Origin of the sequence: Trichocoleus sp. Lan, from assembly GCF_039961855.1 — a bacterium.
Lineage (GTDB): Bacteria > Cyanobacteriota > Cyanobacteriia > Cyanobacteriales > FACHB-T130 > FACHB-T130.
This window is the reverse complement of the sequence record NZ_JAMPKA010000036.1, coordinates 1-13,055: the sequence shown is the minus strand read 5'-3', so window position 1 is coordinate 13,055 and position 13,055 is coordinate 1. Positions and strand designations below refer to the sequence as shown.

Annotated in this window: 4 protein-coding genes; 2 read left to right on the top strand and 2 right to left on the bottom strand. The window is 41.7% G+C overall.

The window, feature by feature from the left end:
- The first annotated feature begins 86 nt into the window (after window positions 1-86).
- Complete coding sequence (locus tag NDA03_RS24075) at window positions 87-4,178, top strand: amino acid adenylation domain-containing protein (protein WP_348239381.1); 4,092 nt, start codon at window positions 87-89, stop codon at window positions 4,176-4,178.
- 49 nt (window positions 4,179-4,227) lie between these two features.
- Here NDA03_RS24075 and NDA03_RS24070 read toward each other — a convergent pair whose 3' ends face one another.
- Together NDA03_RS24070 and NDA03_RS24065 are read right to left on the bottom strand one after the other, a co-directional pair.
- A complete protein-coding gene (locus NDA03_RS24070) occupies window positions 4,228-4,956 on the bottom strand; it encodes an iron-containing redox enzyme family protein (protein WP_348239380.1) in 729 nt (242 codons plus the stop codon).
- Window positions 4,957-5,143: 187 nt separating this feature from the next.
- Window positions 5,144-10,675: an AAA family ATPase gene (locus NDA03_RS24065; protein WP_348239379.1), complete on the bottom strand. Its 5,532-nt coding sequence runs from the start codon at window positions 10,673-10,675 to the stop codon at window positions 5,144-5,146.
- A 790-nt stretch (window positions 10,676-11,465) separates the two neighbouring features.
- Here NDA03_RS24065 and NDA03_RS24060 point away from each other — a divergent pair.
- Window positions 11,466-12,890: a WGR domain-containing protein gene (locus NDA03_RS24060; protein ID WP_348239378.1), complete on the top strand. Its 1,425-nt coding sequence runs from the start codon at window positions 11,466-11,468 to the stop codon at window positions 12,888-12,890.
- The last annotated feature ends 165 nt before the right edge of the window (window positions 12,891-13,055 follow it).

Here is a 13,055-nt window from a genome sequence, read left to right as displayed (position 1 = left end):
GCAGCCTAATCAGCCTCCGTGAAGACCAGAAAGCGGGGAAATGGGCAACATAATCGAACAACTATGCCCAGTGGTACAATCTGCGGATGACTCAGAATTTTACCGACAACGACCTCACGGTTGATGAGAAAGCACTCAACACTGAGCAAGAAGTAACTGAGCAAGAAGCGGAGGTCTTTGTCTTTCCGGCATCTTTTGCCCAGCAGCGGCTGTGGTTCCTCGACCAGCTATTCCCTGGCAATACCTTTTACAATGTAGCGACTGCACTTCGCCTGACGGGTTCGCTCAACACTTCGGCGCTGGAGGAGACGTTCAACGAAATCGTGCGTCGCCACGAAGCTTTGCGTACCACTTTTAGGATGCTTGATGGGCAACCCGTTCAAGTCATTGCTCCCAGCTTAACCATACCTTTGCCCCTTATAGATTTGCGGCATCTATCTGCAACCGAACGGGAAGCGGAAACTCGACGACTAGCCACTGAGGAGCGATCGCGTTCTTTTGATTTATCTCAAGACGCGTTACTGCGAGTGATGCTGCTACAGATAGACGCCTCAGAACACGTACTTTTGCTGAATCTGCATCACATTGTCTCCGATGGCTGGTCGATTGGAGTGCTAATTCGGGAACTCGGAACGCTGTATACCGCTTTTGGCAATAACGAGCGAGCGCCCTTGCCAGAACTCCCCATCCAATATGCAGACTTTGCTGACTGGCAACACGAATGGCTACAGGGTGAGGTTCTGGAGACTCAGTTAGCCTACTGGAAACAGCAGCTGGACAATATCCCCTCACTAAACTTGCCCACTGACAAACCTCGCCCAGCTACTCCAACCTACCGAGGCGCAACGCAATTTCTAGAGTTACCGAGAAGCCTAAGTGAGGAACTAGAGGTACTTTCGCAACGCCAAGGGGTGACTCTGTTCATGACCCTTTTAGCGGCATTTCAAACCTTACTTTACCGCTACACACAGCAATCAGATATTGTAGTTGGTTCGCCTATTGCCAACCGCAACCGCCGCGAAATTGAGGGATTAATTGGTTTTTTTGTTAATAGTTTGGTGCTGCGTACCAACTTATCAGGTAATCCAACATTTCTGGAATTACTGAGCAGAGTCCGGGAGGTTGCGCTAGAAGCTTATGCCCATCAAGACTTACCCTTTGAGAAGCTAGTAGAGGAACTGCATCCAGAGCGTAACCTGAGCCAGCATCCATTATTTCAGGTTGCATTCAGCCTGCAAAATACACCAATCGAGGCGCTAGAGTTACCTGCACTAACACTTTCGCATCTAGATTTTGACAACCCCAGCGCCAAGTTTGACCTAGAGTTTCACCTGTGGGAATCTCCGGAAGCTCTCAGAGGACAGGTAATTTACAGCACTGATTTATTTAATGACGCTACCATTACCCGGATGCTGGGGCATTTTCAAACGCTGCTCGAAGGTATTGTCGCAAATCCAGAACAAAGCCTTTGCGAGTTACCTTTATTAACAGCAGCCGAACGACAACAGTTATTAATTGATTGGAATAATACCAGTAAAGATTACCCGCAAAACCAGTGTTTTCATCAGTTATTTGAGGCAAAAGTAGAGCAGACTCCGGATGCGATTGCGCTCATCTTTGAAAATCAGCAATTAACCTACCGCGAACTCAACATCAGAGCCAATCAACTTGCACACCACCTACAACACTTGGGGGTAGTTCCAGACGTTCTAGTTGGCATCTGTATAGAGCGTTCCCTAGAGATGATTGTAGGACTGTTAGGCATCCTCAAAGCGAGAGGAGCATACCTGCCTTTAGATCCGACCTATCCTCAAGAACGTCTTAGCTTCATGCTCGAAGACGCTCAAATATCCATCTTATTAACGCAATCCAAATTAGCCTCCCTGTTAAAGACCTGTTGGGGGGATCGCCAAGATGGTTTATCTATAGTTTGTTTGGATACGGACTGGGATGCGATCGCTCACTATCCCCAACACAACCCAAGCAGCAACGTAACATCTGAAAATCTAGCTTATGTCATCTACACCTCTGGTTCAACTGGAAAACCAAAAGGCGTTTTAGTGCAGCACAGAGGGCTATCTAACTTAGCAGAAGCTCAGCTCGAAGTTTTCAAGGTACAGCCAAGCGATCGCATCCTGCAATTTGCATCCTTGAGTTTTGATGCCTCAATCTTCGAGATTGTCATGGCATTGCGATCGGGAGCAACCCTCTATTTAGCCAAAAAGGAATCTCTTCTACCTGGACAACCTTTAATCAAGTTATTGCGCGAGAATGCGATTACTCACGCCACGCTCCCGCCTACTGTACTCGCACTATTACCAGAAAAACTTCCTGCGCTGCAAACTATCATCTGTGCCGGCGAATCTTGTTCTAAAGATATTGTAAACAAATTGGCTTCTGATCGCAGATTTTTTAACGCTTATGGACCAACTGAATCAACTGTTTGGGCTACGATTTCAGAAATTAATGACAATAGCAAAAAACCGCCCATCGGTCGCCCAATTGCTAACACTCAAATTTATATATTAGATAAATATTTACAGCCTGTACCCATCGGAATTACTGGCGAATTGTACATTCAGGGTGATGGACTGGCGCAGGGATATCTCAATCGCCCTGATTTAACTACCGAACGATTTATTCTTAATCCTTTCAAAAAGGCAAAAATAGAAAATGAAGAAGAAACCCGAAAAAATTCTTTTTTCTCCCCCCTTTTAAAGGGGGGTAGCGAGGATCGTCTTTATAAAACCGGCGATTTAGCTCGTTATCGACCAGACGGCAACATTGAATTTTTAGGTCGCCTTGATGACCAAGTAAAAATTCGCGGTTTCCGCATCGAATTAGGAGAGATTGAGGCACTGCTGACTCAGCATCCGACAGTCAGAGAAACGGTGGTAATTGCTACAGAGATATCTGGTGATAAGCGTTTAATCGCTTATATTGTGCCAGCCCAAAATTTTACCCCTACAATCATTGAACTCCGTGATTTCCTAAGGAAGAAGTTGCCAGAATACATGGTTCCTTCAGCTTTTGTCATGATAGAAGCTCTGCCTTTAACACCTAATGGCAAAGTCGATCGTCGGAACTTACCCGAACCCGATAATTCAACTAGCCAAACCCTAGATAAGGCTTACATTGAACCTCGTAATCCTACTGAGTCAGTCCTCGCCAAAATCTGGGTTAAAGTTCTTAACATCGAGCGTGTAAGTATTTACGATAACTTCTTCGATTTAGGGGGAAATTCGCTGCTGAGTATCACCCTCATGGAGCAGATACGCAAGCAATTTGAGCGCGAATTACCGCTGTCTACCCTGTTCTTAAATCCAACCATTGAAGGTCTAGCAAGGGCGCTATCTCCCGAAATTGATTCTCCGTATTGGTCGCCCTTAGTTGCAATTCAGCCTAAAGGTCAAAATCCACCTTTCTTTTGCGTTCATCCCATTTTAGGAGTAATCTTTCCTTATTATGAAGTCGCATATCATTTGGGGACAGAACAACCATTTTATGGGCTACAACCTCTGGGTATGGACGGAGAACAATCCCCATTAACTCGTATTGAGGATATAGCGGCTTATTATATTGATGCCTTACGTGCAGTGCAGCCGAATGGCCCTTATTTTTTAGGAGGTTGGTCTTTTGGAGGCTTGGTTGCTTTTGAAATGGCTCAACAATTGCAAAAAACTGGGCATAAAGTAGCTCTACTGGCTGTGATAGATACTTCCGCACCAATTTCTAAAAACAAACCTTCCTTCGGGGACGGTTTAAAGTTTCTGATGAACACAGTAGCGCGACATATATGGCCTTATTTTATGGATTATTTTTATCTTATAGCCGCTACCGACAAGCCCCAAAGCAAGCTAATCTCTAAAGAATCTAAAAAACGAATATTAAAAGAATTAAGAAGTAAATCGATACTTAGGGTTTTTCAAGCGAATAGTCAAGCAGCGCTTAGCTATGTGCCGCAAGTCTATCCTAGCAAAATTACTCTTTTGAAAAATAGCGAACAAAATATCGCTGCGAATCAAGATCCAAGTATGGGTTGGGGCGAGCTAGCTGGAGGAGGAGTGGAAATTTATAACATTCCTGGCAATCACCTAACCATGCTCAAGAAACCCCATGTCCAGGTTCTCACCGAACAGTTAAGAACCTGTATTGAGAATGCACAGGTCGGAAGATAAGAGCGATCGCTGTACTCTGTGATGTAGCGATCGCTCTTACCGTGGCTTACTATTCGTACAATGCCCATAAGTAGTGGGCACCCAGCACCAGCCCTTGAGCAACATGAGCGCGGTTGCGTGGCTCCTCCCAACTGGGTTCTGCCAAAGTCAACAGTTCTCGTGCGTGTTCTACGTCAAGTTCCTCGTGGACAGTATAGTGTGACTGGCTACCCGGTGCTGCCCAACCTCGCTCGTTAATCGTGCGGGCGATCATCCCACTAACACTCGAATACAGATGCTCCAGCATCCCCAAAGCGGCTCCACCCGCTTCACTTGATTGCGTCAGACAGTCGCCCAGAAGTGAATGATTGAAAGCTAACACTGATGCAGGACAGGGTAGTTCTAAATCTTCTGGAGTGGCACCTAAAGCCCGCAAAAATTGGCGGAAGGTGTATTTGTGAGAGGTCAATAAATTGCCGTGACCATGTTCTTCAGCCACGTTTTCCATCACAGAAAGTCGCCGTTCTAATACTGGAGTCCGAGCCAAAACTGCCGCTAATGATTGCGAAAATGACTCAATTGCAAAACAAATTGGTAGCTGTGTGCAAAGAAATTGTGCCCGTGAGGTAGAGGGTGCCTGCATCCACATAAAGTAAGGATGACGGTGGAAATCATAAGCCTTATTTACCATCAGCACTGCTTCTGATAGCGTGGTGCATCTCACGATATCTTCTACATACAATTGGTGAAGTCCTACTTTTCTCTCGGTAGCAATCGAGCAATTGTCTAGGAGCTGCATGACTTATCTCTTCCCGCTAACCTTACCCCTCAGTGGTAGCCTTTCTCTACATCCCTAGTCCACCGTGAATGTGCGTATGTGAATGTGCGTAACTATGAGCTTTACATAAAGAAATGTTTAAGCAAAATTACTGAGAATGCTGCTTGTCCTCTATCTGATAAAGGAGATCGGCTTGTGAAGACAAAGGTTAATGTTGCGGACGGATCGGAATCTCAACAATAAATTCAGTTCCCTGCCCAAGTGTGGAAAAACATTGTAATTGACCGCCGTGTTTTTCCACCACAATCTGGTAACTAATTGCTAACCCTAGCCCTGTCCCTTTACCAATCGGTTTTGTAGTAAAGAAAGGATCGAAAATACGTTTTTTGACTTCCTCTGTCATCCCAGGGCCATTATCAGCAATGGTAATCAGAACCCGACTTTCGTCTACGACACAGGTGCGAATCCGAATTGTTGGTAATTGGTAATCGCTAACTCGCAATTGGTTAAGAGAATTTTGTTCTTTTCGTTCCCAGGAAGATAAACAAGATGCCTGGGCTATTTCCTGGTAATCTCCTATTGTTTTTGAACCATTATTCATGACTTCTTCCAAAGTATCGATCGCATTAGCCAGAAGATTCATAAATACTTGGTTAAGCTGACCTGCATAACACTCTATGAGCGGCAGCGAACCATACTCTTTAATCACTTTAATAGCCGGAATTTCTGTCTTAGCCTTCAGGCGGTTTTGCAGAATTAATAACGTACTATCTAGCCCTGAGTGAACATCGACCTCTTTCATTTCTGCCTCATCAAGGCGCGAAAAATTCCTCAAACTCAGGACAATTTGACGAATTCTGTCAGCCCCCACCTTCATCGAGGACAGCATTTTTGGTAAATCTTCAACTAAGAAATCTACTTCTATCGCCTCCGCTTCGTCTTGAATCTCAGACACCGGATTGGGATAATGCTTGGCATATAGCTGCATTAGGTTTAGTAGGTCTTGAGTATATTCATTAACGTGGACAAGGTTGCCGTAGATAAAGTTAACTGGGTTATTAATTTCGTGGGCAACTCCCGCTACTAATTGACCCAAGCTAGACATTTTCTCGGTCTGAATTAATTGCGTCTGAGTACGCTTAAGTTCTTGTAGAGTTTGGGATAACCGTACATTTTTTTCATTTAGCTCATGCGTCCTCTCTTGGACTTTTTGTTCCATCGAATTGTAAAGCATAGCATTTTCCAGAGAAATTGCTACCTGAGCTGAAAGTACTCTTAAAACTTCTATCCTATCGGGAGTAAAAGCTCCGGATGTCAGATTATTTTCTAAATAAAGAATACCGATTAATTTCCCTTGATTAAGGATAGGCATACAGAGAACGGACTTCAATTTATTTAGCTCTATATAAGAGTCATTAATAAACTTTCCCTCACTAGCCGCATCATTTAGAACCACATCTGAGCGAGTTCTTTTTACATAATTAATCACTGTCAGAGGTAACTCTTGACAACCTTTAAGCGGAGTTGACTGCCGAACAACAACCTCTTTTGATTCAACCGATGAACGGGCTTCAATCAGCAGTTTTTCATCTCTTACCAAGAGTAGTAAACCTTTTTGTGCGCCAGCATTCTCGATAGATATTTTCATTAAAGAAGCCAGTAACTTATCCAACACGATACAAGCAGCGATCGCTTGACTAGCTTTCATCACAGTGGTGAAGTCCAACGTATTAGAACTACTACCCGTAGAGGAATGTCCAGTAGTCGTGGGAGTATCTTTGACGCGAGGCAGAATAGATGTTTTAGTCAGAAAGTGCGGATATTTTTCCTCTAAATCTTCTACTTTGCGCTTAGCTCCCCAACGTTGATAGCCGTAATAAGCTTCTGTAATATGGACTTTAGCATACTTCTCTTTTCCTTTCGCTAACCAAAACTTAGCAGCGAGTTCATTCGCTAAAGCTTCATTCTGAATAAACTCATTTTCTTTTGCGGACTCAATGGCGCGTTCATACAAGTCTATCGCCTCTAAATCATTGCCAGTGATGCGACTAATTTCAGCTTCTACTAACAGGTACTTGTGTAGAAAGTTTTCTGGACAGTTGTCTGCCCAAATCTTCATCTGCTTTTGATTCGCTGCTAACGTCTCGCAAGATTGTTTTTGTACAGATTCTGAAGCATTCGGATAGAGAGCAACTAGAATCAGTGAGTGATAAAAGTTATGTGTAGATACTGAGATATGACCGAAAATAGAAGTAAGTAGCTTTGAAGCTAACAAACTACTGTTCAAAGCTAAATCCGGTTTTTCGTATAAGTAAAGAATTTGGGCTTTTAAAATATGGAATTCACAAATTGCCGCCGAACTTTGATGTTGTTCGCAACTTGTCAAGAAGTTGGATTCGCTAATCCCATCATTTTCAAAAGATAAGGTTCCAGCAGTCATGCCTATCAAGTTCGACACCGCTAGGTTATAACCTAAAATTATATCAATTGCCCATTGATTTTTACTCTTTTGGCAAAATAGCAAAGACTGAGGTATTTGTTTTAAACTTTGCTCTAAACTTTTACATTGATGGAAGGAAGCAATGACTTTGTGAAGACGAGTATAACCTGCCCATTGCAAATCTCCAAAGTCTAGCCCCGTTTTATATGCCTCATCATTAATTGTATGACTAAACTTAATTGGCTTCACCCAATTACTCAAGTAATTGGCAAGAACCACCAATTCTGCACATTTTTGAGCTACATTATTAAACTTATTACTTAGTTTAGTTGCTAAGACCCCAAACTCATAACCAGAGTGAGAATTCCCTAAAATTGCGCTGAGTATCATTCCATAACACGAGTAGCTATACGCTGCTCCTGATGCATAACCATAGGTGAGAGAAAGATTAACTGTTTTAACAGTAACTAGCTGCCAAAGGTCAAAATTGACAAAATATGCTAAAGGCCCCATGTTTGCTAACAATTTGACTGCTGCTTTTACTTCCGGAATTTTTATGGCTTCTAAATTAATTAAAGACCCAATCTCATGGGTTTCTAATTTCTTATTAACTTCGCCTATTTCTAGCTCAACTGCTGTTGCTAATTCCCCTTCAGGTAAGTCAATTCCTAGCAGACTAAGAGCATTACGCCCTGCTTGAATTGCCTCTTGATATTTCGCAAGCATGGTATGCTGCACAATCAGCATATTATAAACTTCAGCTTTGTCGAGAACTGATTTTGCTTGAGATAGGGTTAGCTCCAGCAAGGCTTCAGCCTGAGCAAAATTACCGTTTAAATACTCAATTTCGGCTCGTTTTTTATGCAATGAAAAAGCTAGATCGTAGCGTTTTACCCAAATATCGCTTGGTAAAACATTCATACAAGCAGTCAAATAGTGAAGTGCTGAGCTGTATGCGGTTGCATCTTTCGCTTTTCGAGCTGCTTCCAAATTCAATATTATTAATTCAATTTTTGCCTCTTCATCGACAATTAAGTCAGAACCGATATTTAGATGATCGACTAATTTAAAAATTATTTCTATCTGGTCTTCCAAAGGCGTACTTGCTAAAAGGAGATTGCCAATTTTGAGATGAACTGCTTTTTGAAGCGAGTTATCAATCAGTGCATAAGCTGCATGTTGCACGCGGTCGTGTGAAAATTTATAATTAAAAACTAATAGTTGAGAACTAACCCCTTCCTCTTCGGTCGTTTCCAACACAGAAGTAGGCTTAATTAATTCTTCTTTCAGAGCTGGCAAAAGGTCTTTAAAAGTTTCATAAATTGATTTCTCATAAATGATAGACAGGGTATTTAAATCGAAACTATTGCCGACACAAGCTGCTAACCGTAAAGCCTGCTGTGTTGAATTCGGCAACTTTTTTAATTTTCCTATCATTAATTCGACAACATTATCAGTAATACCCAACGCTTCAATTTGAGCGATGTCCCATTGCCATAGGGCTTTACTTGCCTCTTCTTCCCCCTGAGTAAGAAAGGTCTGAGGGGGGGTGAAGGTAAGCAGGTTTTCCTGATATAGGGTTTTTAGAAATTCATTGACAAAGAAGGGATTTCCTTCTGTTTTACGCAGGATGAGGGAAGCTAAGGATCTTACTGATTCCCTATCCGTATGCAAGGTGTCAGCAATCAAGTGGGTAATATGCTCAAGTTCTAAAGGTGCTAGATTAATCTGGTTGATGATAGCTCCATCATCGCGTAAACTATCCAGCGTAATCATCAAGGGATGAGTGGAGCTGACTTCATTATCCCGATATGCTCCAATGAGAAATAGATAGTGCGTTTGATCATCCGTCATCATCAACTCCATCAATTTGAGCGTGGCAGAGTCAGCCCACTGCAAATCATCCAGAAAGATGACTAATGGATGTTCTTGTTGGCAAAATACCCGAATAAAGTTTTGAAAGACTAAATTAAAGCGGTTTTGGGATTCAGTTGGCCCTAATTCTTGAACTCTAGGCTGAGAACCGACAATGAGTTCTACCTCAGGAATAACATCAATAATAATTTGCCCGTTAGAGCCAAGGGCTTCTAGGAGTTTTTCTTTCCACTGGTTGAGCTGTGCTTCGCTTTCCGTTAAAAGTTGCTGGATTAAGGCAGAAAAGGCGCTGACAACAGCAGAATAGGGAATACTCCGCTGAAACTGGTCAAATTTCCCAGAAATGAAATAAGCTCGCTGTTGAGTGATTGGTTTGTAAATTTCTTGCACTAAACATGACTTGCCGATGCCAGAATAACCCGACACCAACATCATCTCAATATCCCCTGGCATTGGCTTACCAAACGAGAATTGACTCACTCGTTCAAATGCTGTTAGTAACGTATTAATTTCTTGCCCTCTGCCATAGAGCTTCTCAGGGATTTGAAATTTATTAGAGATATCATGACGACCGAGAGAGAACTCTGGAATTTGGTTATTTATTTCTAATTGAGTTAGACAATATTCTAAATCTGCTTGAATTCCATAAGCACTTTGGTATCTATCTTCAGCAGTTTTAGCCAGCAATTTCATAACAAGGTCCGAAACTGCTTTGGGAATGCTTTGATTAAACTTATGAGGCGGAATTGGCGTAAGCGCAATATGATTATGTACTAACTCTATTGCATCAGTACCATTAAAAGGTAGTCTGCCAGTGAGAAGCTCGTAGAAGGTAACGCCAAGGGAGTAAAAGTCAGTACGATAATCCAGCGAACGATTCATTCTGCCAGTTTGCTCTGGCGACATATAGGCAAGAGTGCCTTCTAAAACATTGGGATTTTTTAGGGTAGGGTTTTCCCGCGACAAAACGCTGGAAATCCCAAAATCAATAAATTTGACTTGCCTACTTTTTGGGTCAAAAACAATGTTAGATGGATTAATATCTTTGTGAATAATGTTTAAATTATGCAGCTTAGCTAAAGTTTCAACAATTTTTATAGTAATTTTAATAGCTTCTAAAACTGTAAAATTTTGTTTGTCCATCAATATCTTTAGAGATTGACCCCCAAAATCCTCCAAGAGCATTACTAGAGTATTTTGATATGATTTTAAATCATACGCTTTAGCAACACCATCTAGATTCAACGAACGGGTAATTTCATATTCTTGCTTATACCTAGAAATTTCTTCTGGTAATGGATAGTCTTCTTTGATAACCTTAAGAATAAGAGGCAAATTATCCCGAAGTCGGCATCCTCGATACACAAGCGACTTGCTACTTTCATAAATTAGCTCAAAAATCTGATATCCCGGAATTGTTCTCATAATTATGCCATTTACGGATTTGTAGGCGATCCAGTCCAGTTAGAGACGCTTTTTGTAAGTGAACACTAGATCAGCCTATTGTGCTGAAGTAAAATTAAAACTTTATTCGATTAATTGAAAGCGTATTTATACGGAAATATAGTTTGCTCCTCAGTGAATATCAGTGTATACACAGTTTGGGAAAGTCATCTTTCTGACACTCTAAAAAATGTAACCTAAAATACTAATTGCTTTCTTGACTTGTCCAAATAAATGTAGCCAAATGTTAGAGATAGTTTGAGTAAAAAGGATTAAAAGAGTCTAACCAAGTGTATTTTAATGCTTGTAAAAACATTGCTTGCCATCTGGAACTGCATCTAATCCTCGTTCAAAAAACTTATTCTTGAGATTCGCCTGCCAGTGGTGAATTTTTCAGGATTGCAAGACCAACCGAAAAGACTGGGATGTTAATGATTTTACAAAAAATATATAAATCTGTATTTATCAATAAAAAATGTTTTATGTCCAATTTTTATAAAAAGTTAACAAATGGACTTTTTTCTTAATTCTACTTTAATTACTATATTTATTTGATATAAAGTTGACATACATATACGAATCCAAGGAAGTGAGCTTGAGCTGAAATTTTACTGATTTTCATTTATGAATGCAAAGTGCAAAGTTAAAAGAGGATTTATGCTATTTTTGAAATTTTAATTTTCTCCTTTTAACACGGCAGAATACTGAATTAAGAATGGAAAATTTTAGGCAAGATAGATATTTATTAATACATACAGAATTGGAGGAAAAAATGACTCAAGAGAAAACGTATCTAGAATTGTCAGAGTCAGATAGTAGTTCTCACAAATTTTATGAAGTAATTGTCAACGGTACGGAAGTATCGATTCGTTACGGTCGCATTGGTGACTCAGGACAAACTCAAGTTAAAACCTATCCAACCCCGGAAAAAGCTAAAGCTGAGGCGACCAAAAAGATTAATGAGAAACTGAAGAAAGGTTACGAACAAGCAGTTATGGGCGTGCGAAGTAAACGTCCCGTGACTCGACGGGAAATAAAGAGCGATCGCTCAACTGCAAACCAAGCACCTGTAGTTTGGAAATTTGCCTCTTCTTCCCCTGCTTTCGGCATCTTTATTGACAACTCGCGCTGTTGGGTTGGCAATCAAGTGGGTCAAATTTTTGCTCTTAGCCATACGGGAATTGTCCAAAATCAGTTTCGTCTTCCTGACGGCGTGAAGTGTATTGTTGCTGATGAAGGCTGGCTTTATGCGGGATGCGATGATGGCAAAGTATACGATTTGACTGGAAAAATTCCTCGTGTCGCTTATGAAATTGCCCCCAATGTGAATATCTTCTGGCTGGATATCAAAGATGCCATTCTCGGTGTTTCTGATGACGCTGGAAATGTTACAACTATCAATCACGAAGATGAGTCTCAATGGACTAAAAAAAGTAGTGGCGAGTATGGCTGGATGGTGCGCTGCGATGAGATTGGAATTTATCACGGACACAGCAACGGCGTGACGATGTATGACTGGGAAGATGGAACGAAAATCTGGAATCAAAAAACTCGTGGCGGGGTGCTGTTTGGCTGGCAAGAAGAAGCATTTGTATATGCTAGTACCAGTGAGAATCAAGTTTATTGCTTCACTAAGAAAGGCGAAGTTAGCACAATTTATCAATGTGATGCGCCCGTTTATTCTTGCGCCACTGCTGAAGAAGGTAAATATGTCTTTGCAGGCGACAATTGCTCCTCGATTTATTGTTTTAGTCAACAAGGAGAGCGTCTTTGGAAACTAGCCACTGGCTGCGGTTCTGCCTTCTCCATGCAGTTTATAGATGACCATCTCTACATCGTCACCACCGATGGTTCTCTTGCTTGCATCGATGCTAGTGAAGCTGCAATCAAAGCGGCGCAAGCGGGTACAGTTCCCCAGGCTATTAACATTAAAGCACCTACTGCCGTTGCCGCAGCCGTTCCTTCTAATACTTTAGAAACGACATCGAACGCCAGTCAGGGAGTAATTGTCGAGTGCTTTAAAGAAGGTGGGAAGTTAAGAATTCGCGCTGTTTCTCCTGGTTATAATCCCAGTTGGAAAGTGCAATTTCCTCAGGAGATTCGCTCCGAAGGTGCGCGTTATCTGGTGGAAGAGGTGCGCGAATCTTCTCGCGGCGGTTTCTATCGTGCTTTTGGGAATATTAAAAAATTGGTTTAGTTCAAAGATATGATTCTGTAGGTTGGGTTGAGGTTACGAAAGCCAATGTTAACGGTGCTTAAACGAAAAACAAGACTCTAAAAAGGTATAATACAGGCATGGCAACCATTTCACGTTATGGTGTGATAAATGAAAGAGACAACTCCCGCCGCCATGCCCCCTTGC

What these genes read in the sequence shown, in the direction of transcription:
- NDA03_RS24075 (WP_348239381.1), top strand. Translation starts at nt 87, where the DNA reads ATGACTCAGAATTTTACCGACAACGACCTCACGGTTGATGAGAAAGCA.
- NDA03_RS24070 (WP_348239380.1), bottom strand. Translation starts at nt 4,956, where the DNA reads ATGCAGCTCCTAGACAATTGCTCGATTGCTACCGAGAGAAAAGTAGGA.
- NDA03_RS24065 (WP_348239379.1), bottom strand. Translation starts at nt 10,675, where the DNA reads ATGAGAACAATTCCGGGATATCAGATTTTTGAGCTAATTTATGAAAGT.
- NDA03_RS24060 (WP_348239378.1), top strand. Translation starts at nt 11,466, where the DNA reads ATGACTCAAGAGAAAACGTATCTAGAATTGTCAGAGTCAGATAGTAGT.